We start from the raw sequence: 24,092 nt of genomic DNA, 5'->3' as shown, positions 1-24,092 counted from the left end.
GATCAGTGCAGGACAACCAATTCCTCAATCATCTCCAGTTATTATTCTGCATTCAAGCTACCAAACAAGGGCGGACAGACGTCGGGCACGTGCTCCGATTACGAGTACGACTACGGCTTTAAAGTATTCTATCTTGCGGTCTGCGCTCAGGCAGGGAATCGACAACTGGACGATGGATTTCTTAGGCGCAGTTTACAGCTGCGGCTAACATGCAAGCTCCTCAGACCGAGTCTAAGCTAACACGAGCCGAGCCACGTCGCCACGCTGCTAAGGCAGCTATCGCAGCTATCGCAGCTATCGCAGCTATCGCAGCTATCGCAGATATCGCAGCTATCGTGCAGAAAGCTGTCGGGCAGTTTTCGGCCAATTGCAGCCGATCCGCGGCGAGGGTATCAGAACGAAAGCGATCCTTGTTGCGGTCGTACATAGGAAGGTTGCGATGCTGTCGGTCTTGATCGCAATGACGACTTTGGTTCCGCAGGCTCAGACGGTGGCGCAGGTCTCCCCAAGATGCAGCGAACAGCCCCTGCCGCCCGCTATCGACTCGGCGGGTGAACCACCAACAGCGTCAGGGGTGATCGAGTTTGCAGCCACACCATCATTGGAGCATCCGGGTAAGGCTTGGGTCATGCGCATCTCCCGGCGAGGAGACGCCGAAGCCAAGATCGATGTCCTCCGGTTGCGGCGTCAGGAGTACTGCAATCGTTACGACATAGAGGCCCGGTGGCAAGCACCGCTAAAGCAGGAAGAGTATGTTGCCATAGCTGCAGGAGTGGCGCCGCTCACTGTTCCGACCCCATCCGTCTTTGTCCCGTCACCCACGGACCAGCTGCCCGAAATTGTAATGGATGGGACATCGATCGATCTGCGTCTTTTCAGCCACGGGTGGCAAGTGACTCGCTCGCTTAATCACTACAGCGGGGCCGGAGCCGCAATTTCCGCAATCTTCCGGAATTTGGCTTCGAAGTACGTGCCCGCGTCTGAATTACCTACAGAAGATTGGCGCACCCTCCCTGCATCTGAATGACGCTCTTAGCCGCCCGTTGTTGTAAGCCCCGGCCGCTTTCCAGCACCTTTCGCCGTTCAGGACCCGCTGGCCCGATCGCATGGCCCGAAAGCCCACCGGCAAGAAATCGCCACTTGGGGGACATTCAACTGAGATATGTGAGATAAATGCGAGCCGTAGCTCTCCTGATGCTGCTTATCGTGGCGGCGTGCTCGACGCCCGACCCCACCTGCGCGAGCCAAAAGGCGTCCGGGATCGCTGTGGTTCAACGGCTTATCACCGCAGCGGAAGCGCAGGATGTAATGACCTTCGCCAAGCTCACGCTCAAGTCGAAGACCTTTCATGATTGGCAACTTCCGAAGGTCCATGAAGTTGATCGGCGCGATGAAGGCTGCAACGTCAGGGATATGGATGCGATTAGTGCCAGAATTATCCTGGTTTACTGGATTTGCTCCAGAAAGGATTACAGGTATCTCACTGAGCGGACTTTCCTACTTGAGAGCGGGCGCGTAATTTACATGTATGATGATTGGCTGCGGGAAGTCAGCGTGCGAGATGAGGCGGACGGCGGCTGACCACCAGGTCGCCCCGTTCGGTTCACCAAGTCATGAAGCGGTGGAATACGCGACCTGCGAATGGATCGACTGATTCAACCATCGCCGGCTGCTGCAGCTCATCGGGAACATGCTGCTTGCGGGGGTCGAGATGGATACCATCCGGCCCAAGCAATATCGATATGGTTTAGCTCACATCCCCACGGCGTCTGGCGGACTTCGGGACGGTTCAAAAACGTGAATATCAGCAGTCAGGCAGGAGCCGTTAAGAGCGGCCCTGCAAACGCAGCAATCGCGTCGTTGTAAAGATCGGCACGCTCCACAGGGCCCATATGGTTTACGCCCTCGACCACCATCAGTCGTCCCGAAGTCGCCGATGCGATGGTGCGCGACGCTTCGAGCTTGGTGAGGATGTCTATGTCGCCGCCGATAACAAGCGTGGGAACATCGGCATCAGCCAATGCTAATTCCGAATCCCAGCGGAACATCGCGAGGTCCCCGCGGGCGGAAACCGCTGGCGAGTTGACGGTCATCATCCAAGCGCTGGCGTCCAGCTGCGAGCGCGTGACATATTTGCCGAAGCCAAGCCGAGTCGATACGTGCGTTGATCCGCTAAAGTAGCTCTGCCACGAACTCGCCCACGCGAACGGCAGCAGCAGGATATTAAGCCGCATCATCGGTTCGAGGATCGGCCAGCGGATTGCTCGAGCGAGTCCGCTTAAAACCATCGTCTTCAGCGGATTGACATAGGTAGTGTTGCAAAGAACGACCCCCATGACCTCGCGTCCAAACAATTCCGGGCGGTCTCGTGCTAGCGTTTGAATGGTCATGCCGCCGATGCTGTGGCCAACGACCACTGCGGGCCTTCCCGCAAAGGCAACCACGGCTGCAAGATCCTGCGCAAAGTTCGACAGGCAGACGCGTCCGCCGGCGGGCCTCTTGGATTTGCCCAGGCCGGGAAGATCCCACACGATCACACGGAACTGCCGCGCAAGATCGCGCTTGGCGTAGAACCACATGCGACTGTCCTGAGACCAGCCGTGGACGAGGACAAGCGGGGGTGCATCCACAGAACCGAACGTTTCGACATGCAGCCGCGCGCCGCTTGGGCTGTCGAGCATCTGTCCGATGCCGCGCTCGACCCGCATTGGATCCTGGTCGGTCCTTGCGAGCAGCAGGCGGACGACGAAGCGACCTAGGAGTGACCACGCCAGCAACGCTGCCCCCGTCCACAACATCCAATCGTGCCGGACCTTAACCAACGCCCCAGCGGCATCGCGTACCCAGTCCCCCTGATACCAAGTCCACAGCAGGTATCCGGCTGCCGCCAAGATCAGCAAGGAGAACAGTGCGAAAATCTGACGAAGCAAAAACATATGAATTCCCCCAGTTGCAGCGGTTCAACGAGCCGCCCCGGCTCGATCGTGCTCGCCGTGGTGCTGCCCCCCCAACCGTGGGCATGTGCGGACGTTCCACCGCTGCGCTAACTGCCAAATATATTTTCGCTCACACAGATAGATGAGCAGTTTCAGGACCGGCACAGCCGCTATGGTCGTGCGAACACGCATAAGCAGCAGGCCGTCAGCGTCCAGAAGCGGACAGTAATTTTATGGCTCGGATAGCCCGGGCTTGCTGCTAGACGCCTCCTGAGGCAGCGGCGGCGTGATGGCCAAAAAGGACCAAAACGTGTTTTCGATATTTAACGGGAGTGCGGCCCCGCCTAATGCGTTGCGTAGATTACCCAAGAGGCGACAAAGATGGGCACAGTCCACCCCGCCTATTGCTCGCCTCATAGCGCAGTGCGGCAAGAAGCACCTTCGCACGCTCTTCAATGGCGTCCAAGGGCGCGCATTCCACAAAATCACGCAATAAAACGAGCAGGGCAATTTTGCCGGCATCCTACGAGCGTGGTTGCAGGACTTGACGGCTGCTGGTTGGCAGCGCCGTACGTTAATGCGCCAGCAGCTGGCCACGCTCCACAAGATGCTCCTCGACACGGTCCGGCACGATCCGGTGTGCCGGCGGTTGATGGCCGCGCCCGGCGTCGGCCCGGTGGTTGCGCTCACCTATCGGGCCTCGATCGATCAGCCGCAGCGCTTCGTCCATTCCAGAGCAGTCGGTGCGCATGCCGGGCTGACACCCCGGCGGCATCAGTCGGGCGAGGTCGACTATGACGGCGGCATCTCCAAGTCCGGAGACACCATGCTGCGAACCATGCTGTACGAAGCGGCGCAGATCCTGTTGACCCAGAGCCGGCACTGGTCGTGGCTCAAGACCTGGGGGATGAAGGTTGCACAGCGCCGGGGCATGCGCCGCGCCATCGTCGCCGTCGCGCGTCGCCTGGCCGTCGTTCTCCACCGCATGTGGACGGATGGCACCGACTTCCGCTGGGGCAGCGAACCCGGTACCGCGCCCGCGGCCGCTTGATACGATCTCAGACAGGAGCTTTAGCGGTTCTGCCTCGGCAGGAAGAGGTCCTCACGGGGACGAAGGTGGTGTGAGATCGTAACGGCTGCAGCCCTGTCGCTAGCGACAAGGGCGCCCAAAAGATTGATCCACGCCGCTTTCTCTTACCCCATCATGGGGCGGCTACGTGCCGACCCCGGAGAGAAGCACGAACCCCGTGTGGCGATCTCAAGCGCGGCAAAAAAACAGTATTTGTATTCCGTCGCCTACCATTCGTCAGACCGGCGCACTCGCGGCGGCGGAGAGTGGCCTGTGCCTGTTGACTTAAGCCGCGATAGAGAAGCGGCCGTTCCGCTTCCCACCCACTTTCAGTCGTTCAGGACGCGCTGGCCCGTTCGCGAAGCCCGAAAGCCGACCGGCAGCTAACGGGTTGAAAAGCAGACGGGCCGGAGCCGCCCATTTCCGGACGCCAGGTCTATTTTCAAAAGCTGCCGCTAGTTATTGCGCGCGGAGGGCGCTGGCTTGGGGAGCGTTACACCCAGCGAGGCGGCACACCACCGGATGGCTGCTTGGTGAGCGTCGGAAAGACCTCCCCGCTCTCGGCGTATCCGGCAAACTGTTTCAGCAGCGGGAGAATAGTAAACCACCACTTCGCGACCGTTTCCGGCCTGGCGAGACCTGTATGCCAATGTCGCACCCCGCGGCGAATTGATCGGTTCCATGGCTCTCCAAGATGTCAGCCCTTCCGCCTCAACCAGTTTGTCGGCGAATGCCTCTGGCGAAACGTTGGCGGGTTTTTTGATCTGCTCTGCTACCATCCCATCCGGATTGGCCGCCGGCGGAGTGAAGGAAGCGACGACCAGCTGTTGATCGGCGGCCGCAGCGAGCATCAGGACAGCAGTCAGCACGTCACATCTCCGAACCGAAAGGAAAGTTGTAGCAGACGGCCACTCTGGGCAAGCGCCGCTTTCCCGCTCCCCAACCCAAAGCTGTCGTTCCGCTTCCCGCAAACGATAGCTGCTCGTCTGCGTATCGAAGCTCGACTTATTGATATCCGTAGGATCGCAGCAGATAGGTCGTGCCCAGCATCCCACCGAACCCAGCCACGGCGCATGCTAGAGCAATCGCATTGCCGAAGAGAGTCAGGCGCTTCTTCTCCGCATCACGCGTCAACGCTTCGGTTCTCGCTCCGAAGATCATCAGCGTGAGACCGATGATGATCAGCGGCCCCACCAAGGCGGAAGTGACTGACCAAGTGTTGATCTGGGGGATACCCTGCTCTGCCAGCCGGAGCCGATCAAAGATTGTAGGCCACGATATCGCAGCGCCGGCCACAACGCAGCCAAAACCGCCAAGGCGGGTTTTTACGTCGGGACTCATCGAGCTCTCCTGCAACGCCCTGGTCAAGCCGTGATATAGACGGACAATAACGTCAGCAACTGGTTTGCTGATAGAGCTGCCGGACGCCTACCACCACTCTTCCCCGTTGATGACGTGCAGGGGCCATCAACATACCTGAAAGGCGACCGCCAGCTAACGGGCTGCAACGCCGCCAGTCGCGAATCGCCCATTCTCAGCCATTCGTTCGGCCGCCGCGCACTCCCAAAAGCGGCCCCAGGGTTAGGGTAAGCCGATCATCGGTTTTCCCGTGCGGAATAATTGACAAGGCTTATTGATCGTGGCTGACTAGGCGCATGGGGATCGCGATCTCCCCACGAGGCGTCAGCTAAAGAATCGCGTCCAGCTCCATATGCCAAGGACGCGCCGTGCCTGCTCATAACGCAATCACCCCCGATAAACTTGCCCGCCTCATCGCGCTGCCAGGGGTGCCGTGCATCCTCGACCTGCGGGCTGCTTCCGATAAAGCGATTCCCGGATCCCAGTTCACTGGCTTTGAAAGTGTTCTGGCTTGGAAGCGCGAGCCGGATAGGACCGTCATCATAGTCGATGAGGACGGCGGTGCTTCGGCGGCTGCGGCCGCCGCGATGCTGCGAAGCGACGGCGTTGCAGCGGAAGTTCTGGAAGGAGGCTTCGCCGCGTGGACAGCGGCAGGACTGCCGGTGCTCTCCCTCGCTCATGTGCCGGCACGGCACGACGACGGTCGGACATGGTGGGTAACGCGGGCCCGGCCGAAGGTCGACCGGATCGCGTGCCCCTGGCTCATTCGCCGCTTCGTCGATGCCGATGCCCGTTTCCTGTTCGTCACGCCTGCCGAGGTGCTGCCGGTCGCGCAGCAGCACCAGGCTGAGCCCTTTGATGTAGGGGGCGATGGTGTGTTCTGGAGCCATCGCGGTCATCTTTGCACTTTTGACGTCATGGTCGAGGCGTTCGGACTCGGCACGCACGAGCCGTTGAACCGCCTCGCGGCGATCGTGCGAGGTGCCGACACCGACCGGCTGGATGTCGCGCCGGAGGCAGCCGGACTGCTGGCGATTTCGCTGGGCTTGTCCCGCGTGCACAATGACGATCACGCCCAACTCGATGCGGGCTTGGCAGTCTATGACGCGCTCTATCGATGGTGCCGCGACGCGCAGGGCGAGAAGCACGACTGGACCTCGCACCAGCCCGCACGCGGCAGGGTGTCGGCATGACTATGGCGGCCGCTGGCGCGCTCGCGCGCCCTCGCCCCGATCCCGTCACACTCAGGCAGGCGTTCTGGGTGTGGCTGCGGATCGCAATGCTGTCGTTTGGCGGACCCGCCGGACAGATCGCGGTGATGCACCGCATCCTCGTCGAAGAGAAGCGCTGGATCGGCGAGCAGCGATTCCTCCACGCGCTCAACTATTGCATGTTGCTGCCTGGGCCAGAGGCGCAGCAGCTCGCCACCTATATTGGCTGGCTAATGCACAAGACGAAGGACGGCATTCTCGCCGGCGTGCTGTTCGTCATCCCCGGCGCAATAGCAATCATGGCGCTGAGCTGGATCTACGTCCTCTACGGTCGCGTCGGCATCGTCTCGGCGCTGTTCTTCGGCCTGAAGGCGGCGGTGCTGGCGGTCGTGGCGCAGGCCGTGGTGCGGATCGGCGGGCGGGCGCTCAAGAGCACCGCGTCGCGCCTGCTTGCGGCGGCCGCGTTCGTCCTCATCTTCTTCTTCGGCGCACCGTTCCCGCTGATTGTGCTCGGTGCGGGGCTGATCGGCTGGTGGACGGGCAAACAGGGCTCTGCCGCGTTCCGTGGCGGTGGCCACGGGGCGTTGAAAGGCGCGGTTGTCGCAGATGCCGACACGTTGCTGGGCGAGGAGCTGCCGGCGCATGCGCGGCCGACGTGGCGCGAGACGGTTCGCACGGCGCTGGTCTGGCTGGCGCTGTGGCTGGTGCCGGTCGCGGCGCTGCTGATCGCGCTCGGCCCCGACGACGTGTTCAGCCGTATCGCGACCTTCTTTTCGACGATGGCGACGGTGACGTTCGGGGGTGCTTATGCCGTCCTCGCCTATGTCGCGCAGCAGGCGGTCGAGAATTACGGGTGGCTCAGACCGAAGGAGATGCTCGACGGGCTGGGCATGGCTGAAACGACGCCGGGGCCGCTCATCATGGTCCTGCAATTCGTTGGCTTCCTCGGCGCCTATCGCGATTCCGGCGCGCTGTCGCCGCTGCTTGCGGGAACGCTGGGCGGGCTGCTCGCGACGTGGGTGACGTTCGTGCCGTGCTTTCTGTGGATCTTCCTTGGCGCACCGTTCATCGAGCGGCTGCGCGGCAATGCTGCGGTTGCCGGCGCGTTGTCGGCGATCACCGCCGCGGTGGTCGGCGTGGTGCTGAATCTGGCGGTGTGGTTCGCGCTGCACACGCTGTTCCGACAGACGGCGACGATCGGCTTCGGTCCGGTGCGTTTCGATGCACCCGTTCTTGCCAGCATCGATCCCTGGGCGACGCTGCTCGCCGCGGGCGCGGTCGTGGCGGTGTTTCTGCTGCGCGCCAATGTCATCGTCACGCTGCTCGCGACGTCTGCCGCAGGCATCGTGCTCCACTTCCTCGGGCTGGTGGTGTGATGCGCGGCCATTGGTGGACAGCCGCTCTGGGCGCGCTGAGCTGCGCCGCGCCTGCCGCGGCGCAGACCGCAGCAGCGCCGGACGTTCTCGACTTTTCCGGCACGTCCCGGTTGCGCGTGGAAGCGATCGACGGGCAGGCCCGGGCCGGGTTCAATGAATTCGACGAGCTGCTGAACCTGCGCACGACATTGATGGCGCAGTACCGTGACGGCCCTGTGCGTTTCGTAGCGGAGCTGTGGGACAGCCGTATCTATGGCGACGATCGGGGGACGCCCGTCACAACTGGCGAGGTCAACGCGCTCGAGCTTGTCCAGGCGTTCGCGGAAGTGAAAATGCCGGGCCTGCTGGGTAAGGGCAGCGGCGCGACGATCGCGGCGGGCCGGTTCGTGATGAACCTCGGCTCGCGTCGGCTGGTCGCGGCCGATGATTACCGCAACACCACCAACGGCTATACGGGGCTGCGCGCCGATCTGACGTGGAGAGCGGGCTGGAACGCGACGCTGATCTATACCCTGCCCCAGCAGCGCCGGCCCGACGACCTGGCGCGGCTGCGCCGGAACGCCGTCGGCTTCGACCATGAAGGGTTCGATCTGGTTCTGTGGGGCGGGCTCGTCAGCCGCGCCCGCGCGGTCGGGGCCGCAACGCTGGAGGCATCGCTCTTCCACCTGGGCGAGCGCGACCAGCCGGGACGGGCGACCCGTGATCGTTCGCTCCACACCGGAAGCGTCCGGCTCATCCGCGATCCGGCGCCAGCCCATATCGACGGCGAAGTGGAAGCGATCCTGCAGCGGGGGCACGTGTCGAGCAGCGTCGCCGCAAATGCGCAGCAGCAGGCGGTGCGATCGTGGTTCATCCATGCCGATACGGGCTACACCTTCACCGATCCGTGGAAGACGCGGGTGTCGGTCGAGTACGATCACGCCAGTGGCGACAAGCCCGGTGGTGCGAATAGGCGGTTCGATACGCTGTTCGGGATGCGCCGCGCCGATCTTGCGCCTGCCGGGCTCTACAATGCAATCTCGCGCAGCAACGTCATCAGTCCGGGCGTGCGGATCGAGGCCGTGCCGGACAAGCGCACCGACCTCATGATGACGCTGCATCCGATGTGGCTCGCGGCGCGGGAAGACAGCTTCTCGTCGACTGGCGTGCGCGATGCGAGCGGCCGTTCTGGCAGCTTTGCTGGCACGCAGCTCGAGGGCCGCATCCGACATCAACCGATGTCATGGCTGCGGCTCGAACTCGATGCCGTGCTGCTGGCGAAGGGCCGGTTCCTTCGAGAGGCGCCGAACGCACCGGCGGGGCGGTGGACCCGCTACCTATCCCTGAATGCCACCGCTACCTTCTAAAGCCGGATACCGAAGCGCGGCGCCGCCCACGTCATCAGCAGATACAAGCTGATCGTGACGGCGCATCCGGCGATGAGGGAAGGCCAGAAGCCGACGCCACGCCGGAGCAAGGCAGGGATCAGCAGGAACATCGGGAGCGAGGGGAGCACATACCAGAAGGTAGCGCATGCGTGCAATGCGACGTTCTCCGCGTCCGCACGGTCGCGCCATAGCCAGATCATGCCGAGTGACAAAATGAATTTGGTTGTGCGCCGGGTCACCGCCAGCGAGCAATGAGAAGTCGCGATCGCAGCCAAGCCCACAAGCATCGGCAGCAGCCATGCTGCCTGCGTTCGTCCCCGATACTGTGCGATGAAAAAGCCGAACGCAAAGAACGGTGCGAACGTAAGGCCAAGCGTAAATAAGCCCAAGAACTCAACATCCGGCGCCCCTTGGATCGACCACAGATAAATCTGTTGGCCGGCCAGGAGTGCACAGCACCAAGCGAGAAGGCCGATCGGCTCAGGCCTGTCAAAAGCAAGATGCTGATCGGCAACAGAAAGTAGAACATGATCTCCATGCCAAGCGACCAAACGCCGGCCGATGACCCAAGGCGATCGGGAGACGCAAGGCTGAACAGGCCTGTAGAAGTATGCGCTACCCATGAGATCGCGTCCGACGGCCCAGGAGATCCTAGCGATCGAGCGCCTTCTCGACGCCGTGCGCTTGGAACGCCCCTTCATCATCGGTGGTTGAGGCGACCGGAAAAGCATTTCCGCGCAGCCCCGGAACTGGTAAGTTCGACCGATGTGCAATCTGTATACCGTAAGGAAGAGCGCGGCTGAAGTCGCCGCACATTTCGGGGTCGCCGATCCCGCTCAGTCGAATGCGCCGGATGAGGTGTATCCCGGCTATCCTGGGCTCGTTGTCAGGGAGGCGGAAGGCGCCCGCGTCCTACAGTCGATGGCGTGGGGGTTTCCGTTGCGCCTGAAGGGCATGTCCCCCGCCGCCAAGCCCCGCCCGGTCAACAACATCGCGGACCTCGCCAAGCCGATGTGGAAGGGGCTGGCTGCGAAGCCGCAGTGGCGGTGCCTGATCCCCTTGACCCATTTCGCCGAAGCCGAAGGCCCCAAGGGCTCGAAGACGCGCACCTGGTTCAGCGTGAAGGACCAGCCGATCTTCGCCTGGGCGGGGCTCTGGCGGATCAGCGATGAATGGGGCCCGGTCTACTCGGGCGTCATGACGGACTGCAACGAGGCGATCCGGCCGGTCCACGACCGCATGCCGGTGCTGCTCCATGCCGACGAATACGACCAGTGGCTGCACGGCGGCTTCGACGACGCGCTGGCGTTCCAGAACCGCTGCTTCCCGGACGATCTGATCGCGATGGAGCGGACCGACGAGTTATGGGTGAAACGCTCCGCGCAATCCTCTCCTGCTGCTTCCCCCTCCCTGCTGTAAATGCATACCAGAACAGCCGCTGAGACCGATCCTCCGACATCGCCAAAGGCCGGCGCGAACTCTGCATCGGCGAACGCTGGGATGATCCTCACGGCTATGATGCTGGCGTCCATCCTTGCCTTTATCGACGGCTCCGTCACGAACGTCGCACTGCCTTCGATCTGTCGGGATCTGCACGGCGACGCCGCCTCGATGCAGCCGGTGATCAACGCATACCTGCTGCCGCTGTCCGCGCTGACGCCGACCTTCAGGGTACAATCTGCTGATCTCCAGACTTCGGAACGGCATCCAATCAGCGGGAAACTCAGCCCGATCCGGGACGCTCTTGCTCGGCTTCGTAGGAAGCGTCGGTGCCCACCTTGCCATGCACTTCTGCCTCGGCAATCCCACTCGCTTCAATGATTCCAAAGCTGCGATCGCCTGCCGCAACGACGCGAGGCTCAGGATCCTGCGTCGCCTGCGATAGGCCATCGCTTTCCACATCATTTGATCGGCGAGCTCCACTGAACCCGCCAGATGTCGCGCCACCTTGGCCAACACGGCCGATCTTATCGGTGTCTGCCTTCTTCCCATCCGCCTGGCCTGGGCCAAAGTAGCCTTGTACGCTCTGCCCGCCTTCGAAGGCAGCACTCTCGCCACGCTCCTGCTTGCCAGTATGGGGGTTATCATAGCTGCCACCCCCGGACTCTCCGCCTGCGCTGCGACCATGAGTCTCGCTGTCACCGACACCATCCGAGTGTATTTTTGTGCTGCCTTGCCCGCTGGCGGGCATTGGCACCTTGTCGTTGTCCACGGGATCTTCCTTATTCTGACGGGCAGCAAGCAGGCGAACCCGTAGGCTACTCAACTACCAACGCGCCACGGCTCCCTCCGGTGCCGCTCCTAATCACCGTCAGGCGCTTTCTGTTATGCAGGGCCCACAGGAGCGAACAGGGCCAGCCACAGGTCAAGCAAAGGCCGTAGGGCAGTCGGACCTACGCCGACCGCCATGTTAGCTTCGTCCCGGCTATTTTTTTGGCGGGGGCGGGGAGCTTGCGAAGGTCCGGATTGTTGGTGGGTCGCATTGCATGCTCGACTTGCGCACCAAACAAACTGGAAGAAGATCATGTCAGACGCTCGAGGCCCTGCTGCCCGGCAGTTCAAAGCAATCTTCTTCGATATCGACGGCACTCTGATTGACAGCAACGACATGCATGTGGCGGCCTGGGAGGAAGCGTTCGCAGAAATGGGCGCCAATTTCGACCGCCAAACGCTGCATGATCAGATGGGGAAGGGGACAGACATGCTTGTGCCCACCCTGCTCCCCGATATCGACGAGGACGCGCAGGAAAAGCTGGGTGACGCGCATGGCCGGATCTTTAAGGCGAAGTTTCTGGACAAGGCCAAGCCGTTCGTCGGCGCGCACGATCTGCTCGCCCATGCGCACGCGCTCGGGCAGCAGGTCGTGCTGGCGTCCTCGGCATCGGCAGCGGAGCTCGATCACTATCTCGACCTGCTCGGCGCGCGGGCGCTGGTCAGCGCGACGACAAGCAGTGACGATGTCGAACAGACCAAGCCGGCGCCCGATATCTTCGCCACCGCGCTCGCCAAGCTGCCGGGCATTTCGGCCGCCGAGGTGTTGGTTGTCGGCGACACGCCATACGATATCGAGGCGGCCATGAAGTGCGGTATCGCTGCGGTGGCGTTGCGGTCCGGCAAGTTCACCGACGCGGTGCTCGGCGCGGCCGGAGCGACCGCGATCTATGACGATGCGGCCGCACTCCTGGCCGACTATGGCAACTCGCCGCTCGGGCGCTGAGCCGGTGCGGTCACAAGCGATTATCGAAGACGTGGCGGGCCAACCAGTGGTCCTCGGCTCGCGCGAACAGCTGCTCCATCTGCTCGCCGAGGCTTCCGAGATCGAACATACCTTGATGTGCAGCTATCTCTATGCCGCGTTCAGCCTGAAGCGCGAGGGCGACCCCGGCGTTTCGCAGGCAATGGGGGAAAAGCTCGAACGCTGGCGCAGGGCGATCATGGACGTAGCGATCGAGGAGATGGGGCATCTCGTGATGGTTGCCAACCTGACCGTCGCGGTTGGGGGGCGGCCGCATTTCGGGCGGCCCAATTTCCCAGTCGCGCCGGGCTATTTCCCATCGGGCGTCGCAGTCCGGCTAACCGGGTTCGACGCAGAGACGCTCAAGCATTTCGTGTTTCTCGAACGGCCACAGGGCGCGCGCGGCGAGGACAGCGAGGCATTCGAGCAGGACACGTATCGCCGCGTCCAGCCGCATCTCGGTTTGATGCCGAGCGTGCAAGAATATGCGACGATTGGCCATCTCTACGAAGCGATCCGCGCCAATGTGATCGCGCTCGATCAGGACCTTGGCGGCGAGGGGCTATTTCTGACCGGCGCCACTAGCCAGGTGTCGCGTACGGTGATTGATCTTGAGGGCGTGGAGCCAATTGTCGACTTGGCTGGCGCAAACCGTGCGATCGATATCATTGTCGAGCAAGGCGAGGGCGCTACGGCCGACCGCGAGGAATCGCATTATCGCAGCTTCCTGCAGATACAGGACGAGCTCAATGCGGCCGCCCTAGCCGATCCGGATTTCGCCCCCGCCTGGCCGGTCGCCGACAGCCCGGTATTGCGCGAGCCGCCCGAACCGGGAGGCAAGGTGTTCATCGATAGCCCCGTGGCCGCCGAACTTCTCGATTTTGCCTGTGCGACCTATGGCCTGCTGCTGCGCTGCCTTGTCCAGTGCTTTGGTCGCACAGGCGGGGATGTGGAGCGCGAGCAGACCGCATTGATGGGCGCAGCGATCGAACTGATGCATGCGCTCGGGGCCGCATCAACCGCGCTTGCGCGGATGCCCGCCAGCGATGCCGCGCCCGGCGTGCATGCCGGTATGACCTTCACGATGCTTCGCGGTATCGAGCCGCTGCTGCCAGGCTCCATCGAGCAGCGCGTCCTGCAAGAGCGGATCGATGCGCTGTTGCGCACGCGGTGCGATCTGCCGAAGCACGCGCGGCAGGCAATCGGGCGGGCGGCTGAACGGATCGCGACGCTCGCATGACGGGCCTCCCTGCCGCGCTGTACGGCGACCCGCCGCCGTCACCGCACGCGCCGGCCACGACGCTGGCACAGGCAATTCCGAGCGGGGGACACAACCTCAACGCCTTGCTCTATACGGCCGCCGGCGAGGGGCCGCATCCGACCATCCTTTTGCTTCACGGTCTTCCTGGCAACGAGCAGAATATCGATTTGGCGCAAAGCCTGCGCCGCGCCGGTTGGAACGTGCTGACCGTCCACTATCGAGGATCATGGGGCGGGCCCGGGCAATTCAGCTTCGAACATTGTGTCGAAGATGCGGCGGCGGCGCTTGACTGGCTGTCGAGGACGGGAGCGGGGCACCGGATCGATCCAGCGCGGATTTTAGTCATCGGGCATAGCATGGGCGGGTTTGTAGCGGCGCAGCTCTGCGCCGCGCAGGCCGATGTGCTCGGTGCGGTGCTACTCTCTTGTGTTGATCTCGGACGCGCTTTTGGAAGCTCCGACATCGAGCTATCGGCCGCAAAGATCGACCAGAATGTCGGGACCAGTGCGGGGCTGCACATCTTGGCAGGCACATCGCCGCGCTCACTCGCTGAAGAAGCGCGCGTCAATGCCGACCGATGGCGGTTAGCCGCTATCGGCGCGCGTCTTGCTGATCGACCCTTGCTGATCGTGACGTCGGACGACGGGTTTTCGACCGCAGGCAAAGGTCTCGCCGCGGCGGTGCAGGCAATTGGAGGCGGTAGTCTGTCGGTGGCCCACTTCGCGACCGACCATAGCTACTCGGACTGCCGGATCGCATTGCAGGCGCGCGTGCTCGATTGGCTGCAGCAACACTATCCGTTCCCGCCCGCACCAATACGCGAAAGGAAGGGGACGCTGAACGATCCCGAGCGGAACGACTTGGCGGGGCCGCGCTGTAGCGGCAAGAGCATTCAAGTTCACGGAATGGCAGATGGATCACAATAAGACCGCGATATTGTACCGTATGGCCCTACCTGCCTGCCTGCCCACGCCTGCCCGTATGGCGTTCGCGCCAAGCAGATGATTGGAGAAGCCGGGTTCAAGGTCGATGAACGCATCCTGGGCTCCTAACCCCTGTGCTCCATAGCCCATTGCTGCTGGAATAGATCGTGCGCAAGGCGTCCTGAGGAACTTCGTTACCGGCTGACGCTTTTCGTCCACAAGCCGGAAGGCGCCGGCGCGCCGGGCGCAACCAGCGAAGCGGTCCCGCAGGTATTGGTTGCGATCTACGACAAAGCCGCCATTTTCGTGACGGCCGAGCTCGTGGAAACGCGCTCGGCCCCGCCGCAGCTAGAGCATACCGAGCGCAAAGGGTAAGACCGGCCAGCCTGTTGGGCTTTGCAGTGGAGCGTCCATGCGGACAATTAGGCCGACCACTACGCTTGGCCGCCGGCAAGCGCTCAAAAAGGGGCCGACCATAAGGCCGCCCCCTTTCCCGGAGTTGTTTATGCGGAAACAACAAACACAGAATTCTACGCGACTGGTGGCTCGTTAACCAGTATCGTATTGATCCAAGCTGCAGACCCGTTATTCGCCTTTAGAAGCCTCTACAGGCGCTTTCGCGGCTTTAGGTTTCTTTGCGGCCTTAACGGGCGCCGGAGTCCTCTCCGCCTTCGATTTACGGCCCTGTCCAAGGCCAATCTGACGCGCTATCTCACGCCGAGCCTGTGCATACGTAGGTGCGACCATAGGGTAATCCGACTTAAGATTATAACGCTCGCGATACTCGGCTGGCGTCAGACCATTCGTCGTCAGGTGGCGTTTCAAAGCCCTGTAAGGCTTACCGTTGATCATAGAAATAATGTGGTCAGGCGACGACAATGATTTCCTAGCGGTCACTGCCGGCTCATGGACCTCTTCCTGTACATCGGCAGGGGCCGCAGCGGCAGGATTGGATAGGCTCAAGACCGCTTCATGCATCGACCTTAAGAAGGCCGGAACGTCATCTACGGCGGCGCGAGTGTTCGTATTCGATAACCAGGCAATCGTCAGTTCAGTAGCAAGCGAAACACTATCGGGCGAATTGGCATCCATAATTCAAACACTCCATTTATTTATTCCGGGGCGTTACTGCGGACGCACTGATCTGTAAAGTGACCGATCGGATTATCGGTTCCACAGAAATGCCGAATGAGACGAATTATCTTCTAAGCGATCAAGTCGGCGGTGACCTTTTGCACGTACCGATACATATCCAAATACATCCTTGACACCTTGCCGGCCGCCGCCCGTATCGTGACGCAGCCTTGGCATGTAAGGATAGATTTTAGATCAGATGCTTACTGCATGAACCGGAACAGCGCCACCACTGTTTTCTCTAGGACTTCAGCTATTTGCCAAGTGACCCTAGATACGGTCGGCACTGGTGGCTAACTCCCCAGCATCCAGATTTTGGAGCGCGCGCTATAAAGCGAATGGCAGCTAGTGGATTGATTCCAACGTTTGAAACCCTCGGTTTCGAGCCGTGATGATTTCATCGGGATGCCCTTCCAGATGAAGGGTCTGGGATCTGCGGCGTTGTATTTGCGGATGAAGCGATTGATGGGGCCTGGAGATCGACGATGGAATGGAACACGCCGTGCTTGAGCCGGCGCCGGGTCAGCTTGGCGAAGAAGCCTCGACGGCGTTGAGCCATGAGCACGAGGTCGGCGTGAAGTGGAAGGCCCAGCGGGGATGGCGGGCGAGCAATTGCTGGACCTTGTCCTTCTTGTGAGCGGCCTAGTTGCCGAGGATCACGTGGATCGCCTTGTCGGAAGGCACCTCACGCTCGATGCGATTGAGGAGCCGGATGAACTCCTGATGGCGATGACGCTGCATGTTCGGGTCGATGACCGTTCAGTCCAGTGCATTGAGCGCGGCAAACAGCGTGGTCGTGCCGTGGCGTTTGTAGTCATGGGTCATGGTGCCCGCGCGCCCCTTCTTCATCGGGAGGCCGGGCTGGGTGCGGTCAAGCGCCTGGATCTGTGACTTCTCATCGAAGGATAGCACCACAGCGTGAGCCGGCGGATCTCCTTCCGACTCATGTGCACGCTATCCCGATGGAGGGGTGGAGAGCCGTCCACGTCATCAATTGCGGACGTTTGAATTTGTAGGCAGGTTAGCCGAGAAGCTTCGGCGCACGTATATTTTGTGTGATATTGCTGACAGCGATGCTAATCAGCCAAGTAGATATTGGGCCCGCTGAATGTGTGCGGCCGAGCGCCGATGACGTGCGGCCATATACTTTATGCCTCGCAGAAACCGCCGAGAATGAGGTCGAGCAGCGCCTACAATCTCGGTTAAAAATCACCTTTGCGCATCTGCGTGCCAGCGACGATACGAGTGGTGCTTTACGCTTAAGTATTGAGCAGCAGCGATGGAACGCTCAGCGAAACCGCTTATGCGCCGCTGAGGCTAGTGAAGCTTTGGTCCCGGAATACGTGCGGGCTAAACTAACCTGCCTCGCCATGGCTGCTGAACAGCGGATCACCCGCCTGGTGGCGATCGCGACGGCAGCTAGCCACGAGGTGGCGCCGTTCGGTTCACCAAGTCATGAAGCGGTAGAGAATGACGACGGTAGCTATGAGCCACAGAGTTAAAGCGAACCTCCTTGCTGCGCGACCTTGCAGCACTCGTCCATCCCGCAGCCGAATAGCCTTCCTGTTCCAGCTCCACCATGTGAAGGCAGCGAACGGAAGGGTCACATACACCAGACCGACCGTATAGGTTGTCCACGCTGGTGCGCCAAACTGATTGATCAACCAAGACAGTAGCAAGGCAATGCCGCAAGCCGGCACGACCATGCACCCCAGCACCGGGCTGTAGGAGATGAAATCGTCTACGCCAACGATGTCCCCGTCTTCGGTTTTCTCTTCTTCGTTGCTATTCACGTCGTCAGGCTACTGATGACGCAACTTTCTGCAACACCTCGGTCGCACTTCCGTCCGCTTCTACCGCGCGATGCCAAAAAAGCGGTCGGGCCGCCAACCACCAGATCGTGCCGTTCCCGTTCGCAAAAGCGGCACCCGTAAGCGGACGGTGTGAATTGCTCGCACGCAGAGGGTCAACTGCCGCCGAAGGTATAGCTTAGCGCGACACCACCTGAGAGCTGGTTGCGCGTGCCAAATGCGCGCACCACGGGCGACCTACCCGGGTCGGCAACAAGCCGATCATACTTAGCGTAAGTGTAGATCCCCCAGCGGGTGCTGATCTGGCGGATGGCGCCTGCGGTCATGCCGACCGCCTGCAAACCACCGTTTGCGCGAAAGGCGGGGAGCGATGCGGTCATCGCGGTCGCGGGATCAATGCCGAAGTAAGCGCGGCTGTAGCGACCGTTCACAACGGTGATGCGTGGACCGACGGAGAACAGCCAGCGGTCGGCGTCGCGGATAACATAGTCGGCACCAACTGTTCCGATCAGCCCCTTGTGACCACCGATGCCCTGACGCCCTTCGGTTCGAAGCCGGAAGTTCGGTGCGAGTTGATATTGAACAAAGCCGCCCAACTCGAACGTAAATCCGACTTTGGGCAGCATTCCATTAGTGTTGTCGCGCGAACGCTGTCCTTCGAAGCCGAGGGCGGGGCCGAACTGCCATTTGCCCGTGCGGGCCAAGCTGAAGCCAAAGCTTTCATCCGGTGCCTCGAAGGCGAACGGCTCGTCGCCCCTCGCGCGTGCAACATCGACGAGCGGCCGGATACCGACGCTGTCGGCACCAGGAAAACTCGGCACAATCTGGGGCCCCAGAGCGATACGGGTTCGCCGGGCAACGCTCGTGTCGTTCTCCGCCTGTGCGTTGGCGGGCGGAGAGCACGCTACGAACAGCGCTGAGGCGAGCGACGCGGTTGTGAGAGTGATGAACGTTCGTGCTGTCATGGAAGGATCGTACAGCATTCTATGACGAATTAAAGATAACGAACGCGCATCGCGCTCTACGCTTGAGACTCCTAAGCGGCCGCGTATCCTAGGTGTTTGATCCCACGGTTTGATGGTGCGATTCTGTCGTTGGAATGGAACGAAGCCATATGGGGCCGGTTCGTCATGGGAGCGCCACGACCACGCACGCCGTCAGAGCAGCAATACAGCGATCGCAAGCTTCGCTCACGGCGTTTCGATAAGGTGCTGGTACAGCTCATCGCAGCGGGGATGGTTGCGCAGCTCCACGCCCTGGCGCTCGCACCTGATCAGGCCCGCCTCCCGCAGCATCTTGATGTGCGCGGAGAGCGAGGACCTCGGGATCAAGCGGTCCCGCGCGTGGGCGTTGGCAGAACACGTCCCTCCGGAACCCTCGCCACCGATGCGCGCGCAGATCGCTCCGCGCTCCGGATCGGCGAGCGCATGGAGAATCATCTTGGGTCGGATGTCCTCGACGGCAGGGTGGAAGAGCGGCCTCATCGCATCTCGAACCCACAAGCTCGACTGTTAAACCAAGGTCGTGTATAACGCACCGTATTAGCCCGATGGCCGTTTATATGAGACACTAAATGCGATCGACCATCGCTGATACTCTCCCGCCCCGCGTGCGGCGCAGCTTGACGAAGCTGGGCGCCGATATTGCGCTGGCGCGCAAGAAGCGCAGCCTCACGGTCGTCATGATGGCTGAACGCATCGGTGTGGCCAAGAGCACATATCTCAAGCTGGAAAAAGGCGACCCGACCGTCGCGTTGGGTACATACGCCATGACCTTCTTCGTTCTGGGTTTTGGCGAGAGCCTTGGAGAGATCCTCGACGCCAGGAAAGATGAGCAGGGTCTGTTGCTCGACGTGGAACGCATGCCGCAGCGCGTCCGCAGACCCAAACCGCCGGTTTCGCTGTGAGGCGGACGATCGGCATCCAAATCGGCGATGAAGCCCGCGGCGTTGGGTTGCTGCACTACAATCAGCAGGGAAGCCGCGAGAGCGCCGGCTTCGAATATGATGCCACCTGGCTAGTCGGCCCCGACCGCTTCGCCCTTGAGCCCGCGCTACCCCTCGTTGCCGGCCCGCAGTTTCATCGCAAGGTGGGCATCGGCTCTGTCTTCCATGCCGCTATCGCCGACACCGAACCGGACGGCTGGGGAAAGCGGGTCATCCAGCGCGACTATGCCAAGCGGCGGCAGGACGCCCGCCGCCGTGGTGAAGAGGTCGATGCTCCGGCACTGAACGGCCTCGATTATCTGCTGGCGGTCGATGACGCCAGCCGGATTGGCGCGCTGCGTCTTGTCGATGAGCAGGGGATTGCTCAGCGGGCAACCGAAGATGGCCGCCGCACTACGCCGCCGTTGATCGAGCTAAGCCATCTTCTCGCCGCCAGTCGAGCGGTTGAAAAGAACACAGAAACCTCCGCCGATCTCGCCTACCTGCGCGGTCGCGGCACGTCGCTCGGCGGACTGCGCCCAAAATGCACCGTCGTCGATGATGAAGGACGCTTGTCGATCGGCAAGTTTCCGAGCGTCGCCGACGAGCGCTCGGTTCCGCGAGGGGAGGTGCTGGCAATGCGGCTTGCCCGCCGCGCTGGGATCGACGCAGCCGACGCCCGGTTGGTCGAGAGCGATGGCGACGCGATCGCGCTGATCCGGCGATTCGATCGCCCTGCAGGAGGCGGGCGCCTCATGTACGTCTCCGCGGCGACGATGATCGGCGCGGAGCCGGGCGATGCGCAGGAGCACGCCTATACCGAGATCGTCGATGCCCTCCGGGTTAATGGAATCGCACCTACCGCCGATATCGAAGAGCTATGGCGCAGGATCGCATTCTCGATCCTGATCACCAACGTCGACGATCATCTGATGAACCACGGCTTCCTGCACGTCGATCGGGGCCTGTGGCGGCTGGCGCCGGCGTTCGATATCAATCCATTCCCCGAGCGAGTGCGCGAACTGAAAACCTGGGTCTCGGAAGAGGTCGGCCCTGAGGCGACGATCGACGCCCTGATGTCGGTGCTGCCGTATTTTCGCATCACTCTTCCACGCGCTAAAGAGATGCTGGCGCAGGTCGAGCAGGCTGTAGCGGGCTGGCAGGACGAGGGACGTGCACTCGGCATGACCAATGCAGGCTTGGACGATTTTGCCGAGGCGTTCGAGCACGGGGAGCGCACGGCGGCTCAAGCGGTGCTGGCATGATTCAATGATCGACGTCCTGAACTGCAGCCATCAGAATGACCGGTGATACGCGCGATCCACACCGCCAACGACAAGCTCAGCAGGCTAATCGCGCTGATGCGCAGTAGTGATAGTCACACATGAGGGTTTGCAATCCGAATCCAAATTATCGCGGTTGGAACGGTTGCTCTTAGGGTGTTTCGGACAAAACCCAGAACAGCCGGTTTGGAGTGCCAGACCTGTTTAGCAGACCTCCGATCAGGCTTAGACGATCGGCTGCTTCATGCCCGTATTGTGGCAATCGTGGTAGCGTTCGCCTTGTCCGAGGTCCTCCCAACACCCCTCTTTTCGTTTATCGGTGCGAGATCGGCGCTGCGTTCAAGAGCCCATGCGCCCGAATGCACGTAAGATGCCCGAAACTGCAAGAATGGCTAAGTCGCCTGATCTTGCGGACGATAAGCGGCTAAACGGACGGCGCGGCGCGTGAGCTAGGCCGGGTCTCTTGGCACCTGCACGATGTCGCCGCCGGGCCAATGGCTCGCCGCTACCACACGGCCCCCTAAAGAAACGACCGCGGATTAGCTGCGCAGGACGCCGCGCGCCTTAAATACCGCGTTCGCTTCCACCTCGAGCCTCAGCCGGGTGGTGTTGGTCAGCGGGCCGGCGTGTCCGATTTCGATCCGGATCGCGTGTAGCCGGGTCATCGTCGCCTCGAACAGCGCCTTGGGTCCAAGACGACGCCGAAGACGTCGCGCCGCTGGTCTTTCCTGACCATGATGTCGAGCAGGTCCTGGAAGTCGGCACAGTATATCAGGGCCAGCGCGAGGCTGCCCTTCGAGACCGACGCCTCCTGCCGGAAGCGCCAACCGGCCAGCCTATCTGCCGCAACGTAGGTCCGGGCCCAGTTCGCGTCGGCGCGGGCCGTCAGCGTGCTGTTGACGAAATGCCGGAGGTGGCATTCGACCGCCGTGATGGGCCGCGTCCGCCGGATCGTGGAACGCGCTCGTGCACGGGCCACCACCTTCCATCGAGCGTTCAGCCGTTAGCCATGGTATGCCGCTTCTTATCTGCGTGCCGGTGCTGCCACACATTGCTGCGGTATAGTGTATTACAGTTACTCTAAAGAGAGCCAGATCTGCGCCTCTATCGGTGTTTTCGCGGGGCTTCTTGGGCAATCTCCCGCCGGTCCGTCGGACAGGAGCACCGTTTCCAAGCTCACGCCGCGCAGCTTCCGCCCCGCCTTGGCAAGCGCATGGGAAACAGACGGCGCAAGGTTTCCGATCTGCAGCGCGTCACGGAGCGGCACACTGGCCGCGTTGCTGTCAATCGATGCGGCCCAGCGCGGATCGTTGGCAAGGTGCCTCATGACCGCGCAGCGATCGAATGCGCCTGCTGTGCCAAACGGAGTGCGTCCGAGCGCGATCTCTTTGCTGGATTTCAGAATGCCAGGTGCTCGTTCGATAGCCGCCGCTATGCCCTCAGCGTCGCGCGTGCAGTCGCCGGTCAGTTTCGACGTGCCGTCCGGAGATGCTGCAAGATCAAGTGTGCAGCTATTTTTGATCTGCCGGCTTGAATTATTGTTCTCGCAGGAGGAAGTCGCGAAACTCAATAACGCAAAGGCAACTTTGCATAATCTCATCGCGGCATTTCCCAGAACCATACGGAAGCCGAACGATCCATATACCCATGTGTGCCATAATTATACTGGATCGATCGCGACCAGATATACCCGAATAGGCCGCGTTCGCTGACGGTGCCGTCGATCACGTCGATGTGACCGCCATCACGTCCGCCAACATTATAGCCGGCGATCCCGAAAAAACTGACCACGCCGTCACGTCCGTTGATCTGTCTTTCAGCATCCTTGGCGCTCATTTTCAACGGCGCGCCCCATCGCTGTTCAAGATGGCGTGAGATGGCATCCTGGCGAACCTCGATCGGCGAACCTCTGACGCCGCCAGAAAGCGCCTTCATGCCCTGGCTGCTCCTCACCGGTTGACCGGAGGCAGCCAGGCAGATGCTCATGCGGATCGCGCAAGTATTTTCGTAACTTGGATTTCCGATCATGCCGTCCCAGCCAATGCCGCGCAGAACATTTTCAGGTGAACCGCGCGGATAGTGGGACCATAAAAGCCGAAAGCTTGGTTTCACCATGTCTTGCTCCGGTTACGAAACTAGGCGAGCTTACGTTAACATGGCGAAAAACTGACTGGTCCGTCAAGGGGATCACACGTTCCTAAATCCCGATCAACCATAGTTATGGGGAAAAGCGGCAGCACCACTGCAATGTCGGCTATCGCAAGCTGCCCCGCCCGCAGCGGCCCATCCGCAGTCTATCCATGGCGGAAGTTGGCGACTTGTCGGCCAGGCCTCCGCCGCCAGCCGCCTGTTATTGCAGACCTTCACATTCGCGCACCCATCTAGGATCGAGTTCTCCCTATGAAGTCACGCCAACTTTAGAACCGTAGTCATCATCGTTCTCAGGTGTTTAAGCAGTCGTTTCGGTGTTCAAATGATGGTTCGACGATGCGGCTAACCCCTTGAGCCGGCGTCGCCGAGCAGGAACGGCCCGCCGGACGCATTGGTGTCACTCAGACGGGCCGTTTTTCAGCAGCACCAGCAATATCCGTTGCGACCACCGCTAATTCCGAGATGCGAGCGTGTTGCGCCCGCCGTGTTGAAAACCGTCAACATATTGTTGCTCCCTGTGAACAAAGTATCGGACCGGTGCGTAAGGATGTCCGGCAGGTCGCTTGATTCGAACCGCTTCTTGAAGGGGCCTGTCAGCTACGGCGGCCCGCTCGGTATGGCTCAATTCGGGCGGGCCGTTTCGGTCTTGAAATGCGCTGACCCTGGTGGTTTGATGACGGTGCGGTAGCGCCTTCTCCCCCGAGTCGAGCGCGCCAAACAGGGGCGGCCCGCTCGATACCCCCATCGTCGGGCGGGTCGTTTCACTATGAAGCCGGGTCGGCCTTCACGCTTATTGCCTGTTGCAGGGCAGTACGCCCCACGGTCACCACAGTCGAAACGTGCCGAACCCTTCTCAGTCGGCGCAGATGCCATGCGATCACCCCACCAAGGTCAGTGAAAATTAACTGCAACTGCGTCGCCTAGCGAGCCGAACGCGGGTCGCATCGTCAGTTCGACGATGTCTGCCGACCGCCGATCGCGACGCCCCGCTCGTATCTGCTCAAGTCTACTGATCTGACCGGACCAAATCGCGAAGAGCATCAACCAGAACG

The 24,092-nt window shown here is 61.4% G+C and carries 23 protein-coding genes and 2 pseudogenes; 12 read left to right on the top strand and 13 right to left on the bottom strand.

From position 1 onward, the window contains the following. Positions 1-439: 439 nt before the first annotated feature. Positions 440-1,027 carry a hypothetical protein gene (locus tag U1739_RS18620; protein ID WP_332710100.1) on the top strand — a complete coding sequence of 196 codons (588 nt, stop codon included), beginning with the start codon at positions 440-442 and terminating at the stop codon, positions 1,025-1,027. A 167-nt stretch (positions 1,028-1,194) separates the two neighbouring features. Then, positions 1,195-1,581, top strand: coding sequence for a hypothetical protein (locus tag U1739_RS18615; protein ID WP_332710099.1), 387 nt, complete (start codon positions 1,195-1,197; stop codon positions 1,579-1,581). A gap of 230 nt (positions 1,582-1,811) precedes the next feature. Here the strand turns inward: U1739_RS18615 and U1739_RS18610 are convergent, their stop codons facing one another. After that, positions 1,812-2,936 (bottom strand): alpha/beta fold hydrolase, encoded by a 1,125-nt coding sequence (locus U1739_RS18610; RefSeq protein WP_332710098.1) that lies wholly within the window; start codon positions 2,934-2,936, stop codon positions 1,812-1,814. Positions 2,937-3,513: 577 nt separating this feature from the next. Here U1739_RS18610 and U1739_RS18605 point away from each other — a divergent pair. Then, positions 3,514-3,987 (top strand): annotated as a pseudogene (locus U1739_RS18605) (transposase); the annotation flags it as partial. Between the two features lie 473 nt (positions 3,988-4,460). On the opposite strand, the gene U1739_RS18600 reads toward U1739_RS18605, so the two are convergent. Then, positions 4,461-4,874: a hypothetical protein gene (locus tag U1739_RS18600; protein ID WP_332710097.1), complete on the bottom strand. Its 414-nt coding sequence runs from the start codon at positions 4,872-4,874 to the stop codon at positions 4,461-4,463. 136 nt (positions 4,875-5,010) lie between these two features. Then, on the bottom strand, positions 5,011-5,346 hold the full coding sequence (locus U1739_RS18595; protein WP_332710096.1) for a hypothetical protein: 336 nt from the start codon (positions 5,344-5,346) through the stop codon (positions 5,011-5,013). A gap of 386 nt (positions 5,347-5,732) precedes the next feature. Here U1739_RS18595 and U1739_RS18590 point away from each other — a divergent pair, with 386 nt between their 5' ends. Genes U1739_RS18590 through U1739_RS18580 form a run of 3 tightly spaced genes read left to right on the top strand, consistent with a single transcriptional unit; the run spans position 5,733 to position 9,297 of the window. Further along, positions 5,733-6,557: a chromate resistance protein ChrB domain-containing protein gene (locus tag U1739_RS18590; protein WP_332710095.1), complete on the top strand. Its 825-nt coding sequence runs from the start codon at positions 5,733-5,735 to the stop codon at positions 6,555-6,557. Beyond that, complete coding sequence (gene chrA / locus U1739_RS18585) at positions 6,554-7,951, top strand: chromate efflux transporter (RefSeq protein WP_332710094.1); 1,398 nt, start codon at positions 6,554-6,556, stop codon at positions 7,949-7,951. The genes U1739_RS18590 and chrA overlap by 4 nt, the downstream gene beginning before the upstream one ends. Continuing rightward, positions 7,951-9,297 carry an alginate export family protein gene (locus U1739_RS18580; protein WP_443025604.1) on the top strand — a complete coding sequence of 449 codons (1,347 nt, stop codon included), beginning with the start codon at positions 7,951-7,953 and terminating at the stop codon, positions 9,295-9,297. Before chrA ends, U1739_RS18580 begins: the two co-directional genes overlap by 1 nt. On the opposite strand, the gene U1739_RS18575 is transcribed toward U1739_RS18580, so the two are convergent. Next, a complete protein-coding gene (locus tag U1739_RS18575; RefSeq protein ID WP_443025609.1) occupies positions 9,294-9,605 on the bottom strand; it encodes a DUF3147 family protein in 312 nt (103 codons plus the stop codon). The genes U1739_RS18580 and U1739_RS18575 overlap by 4 nt on opposite strands. Positions 9,606-10,083: 478 nt before the next feature. Between U1739_RS18575 and U1739_RS18570 the strand changes: the two genes are divergently transcribed. Beyond that, on the top strand, positions 10,084-10,737 hold the full coding sequence (locus tag U1739_RS18570; protein ID WP_332710093.1) for an SOS response-associated peptidase: 654 nt from the start codon (positions 10,084-10,086) through the stop codon (positions 10,735-10,737). Between the two features lie 304 nt (positions 10,738-11,041). Here the strand turns inward: U1739_RS18570 and U1739_RS18565 are convergent, their stop codons facing one another. Beyond that, positions 11,042-11,530, bottom strand: a complete 489-nt coding sequence (locus tag U1739_RS18565) for a hypothetical protein (protein WP_332710092.1) — start codon at positions 11,528-11,530, stop codon at positions 11,042-11,044. Between the two features lie 312 nt (positions 11,531-11,842). Here U1739_RS18565 and U1739_RS18560 point away from each other — a divergent pair, with 312 nt between their 5' ends. From U1739_RS18560 to U1739_RS18550, 3 genes are read left to right on the top strand one after another with little or no spacing between them, the layout of a single operon-like run. Continuing rightward, positions 11,843-12,535, top strand: a complete 693-nt coding sequence (locus tag U1739_RS18560; RefSeq protein ID WP_332710091.1) for an HAD family hydrolase — start codon at positions 11,843-11,845, stop codon at positions 12,533-12,535. A 31-nt stretch (positions 12,536-12,566) separates the two neighbouring features. Continuing rightward, complete coding sequence (locus U1739_RS18555; RefSeq protein WP_332710090.1) at positions 12,567-13,793, top strand: ferritin-like domain-containing protein; 1,227 nt, start codon at positions 12,567-12,569, stop codon at positions 13,791-13,793. Next, positions 13,790-14,740 (top strand): alpha/beta hydrolase family protein, encoded by a 951-nt coding sequence (locus U1739_RS18550; RefSeq protein WP_332710089.1) that lies wholly within the window; start codon positions 13,790-13,792, stop codon positions 14,738-14,740. Before U1739_RS18555 ends, U1739_RS18550 begins: the two co-directional genes overlap by 4 nt. A gap of 582 nt (positions 14,741-15,322) precedes the next feature. Here the strand turns inward: U1739_RS18550 and U1739_RS18545 are convergent. From U1739_RS18545 to U1739_RS18525, 5 genes and pseudogenes are all read right to left on the bottom strand, one after another. Then, the gene (locus U1739_RS18545; RefSeq protein ID WP_332710088.1) at positions 15,323-15,829 is read right to left on the bottom strand and encodes a Ros/MucR family transcriptional regulator; all 507 of its coding nucleotides are present in this window, start codon (positions 15,827-15,829) and stop codon (positions 15,323-15,325) included. 387 nt (positions 15,830-16,216) lie between these two features. Then, a pseudogene (locus tag U1739_RS18540) lies at positions 16,217-16,804 on the bottom strand (IS630 family transposase); the annotation flags it as partial. A gap of 512 nt (positions 16,805-17,316) precedes the next feature. After that, positions 17,317-17,664: a hypothetical protein gene (locus U1739_RS18535; protein ID WP_332710087.1), complete on the bottom strand. Its 348-nt coding sequence runs from the start codon at positions 17,662-17,664 to the stop codon at positions 17,317-17,319. A gap of 173 nt (positions 17,665-17,837) precedes the next feature. Continuing rightward, entirely contained in the window at positions 17,838-18,647 is an 810-nt protein-coding gene (locus U1739_RS18530; RefSeq protein ID WP_332710086.1) for a MipA/OmpV family protein, read from the bottom strand. Between the two features lie 225 nt (positions 18,648-18,872). Beyond that, entirely contained in the window at positions 18,873-19,121 is a 249-nt protein-coding gene (locus tag U1739_RS18525) for a winged helix-turn-helix domain-containing protein (protein ID WP_443025608.1), read from the bottom strand. A gap of 134 nt (positions 19,122-19,255) precedes the next feature. Between U1739_RS18525 and U1739_RS18520 the strand changes: the two genes are divergently transcribed. Both U1739_RS18520 and U1739_RS18515 read left to right on the top strand, forming a co-directional pair. Beyond that, positions 19,256-19,588, top strand: a complete 333-nt coding sequence (locus tag U1739_RS18520; RefSeq protein WP_332710084.1) for a helix-turn-helix domain-containing protein — start codon at positions 19,256-19,258, stop codon at positions 19,586-19,588. Further along, positions 19,585-20,871 (top strand): type II toxin-antitoxin system HipA family toxin, encoded by a 1,287-nt coding sequence (locus tag U1739_RS18515; protein ID WP_332710083.1) that lies wholly within the window; start codon positions 19,585-19,587, stop codon positions 20,869-20,871. Before U1739_RS18520 ends, U1739_RS18515 begins: the two co-directional genes overlap by 4 nt. A gap of 557 nt (positions 20,872-21,428) precedes the next feature. On the opposite strand, the gene U1739_RS18510 is transcribed toward U1739_RS18515, so the two are convergent. From U1739_RS18510 to U1739_RS18500, 3 genes are all read right to left on the bottom strand, one after another. Beyond that, positions 21,429-21,554: a hypothetical protein gene (locus U1739_RS18510; protein ID WP_332710082.1), complete on the bottom strand. Its 126-nt coding sequence runs from the start codon at positions 21,552-21,554 to the stop codon at positions 21,429-21,431. A gap of 410 nt (positions 21,555-21,964) precedes the next feature. After that, the gene (locus tag U1739_RS18505; RefSeq protein ID WP_332710081.1) at positions 21,965-22,489 is read right to left on the bottom strand and encodes a hypothetical protein; all 525 of its coding nucleotides are present in this window, start codon (positions 22,487-22,489) and stop codon (positions 21,965-21,967) included. Then, positions 22,486-23,004 carry a T6SS effector amidase Tae4 family protein gene (locus U1739_RS18500; RefSeq protein WP_332710080.1) on the bottom strand — a complete coding sequence of 173 codons (519 nt, stop codon included), beginning with the start codon at positions 23,002-23,004 and terminating at the stop codon, positions 22,486-22,488. Before U1739_RS18500 ends, U1739_RS18505 begins: the two co-directional genes overlap by 4 nt. Between the last annotated feature and the right edge of the window lie 1,088 nt (positions 23,005-24,092).

The sequence above is a fragment of the Parasphingomonas puruogangriensis genome (assembly GCF_036663635.1).
Taxonomy (GTDB): domain Bacteria; phylum Pseudomonadota; class Alphaproteobacteria; order Sphingomonadales; family Sphingomonadaceae; genus Sphingomonas.
This window is presented reverse-complemented; position numbering and strand designations above follow the sequence as displayed.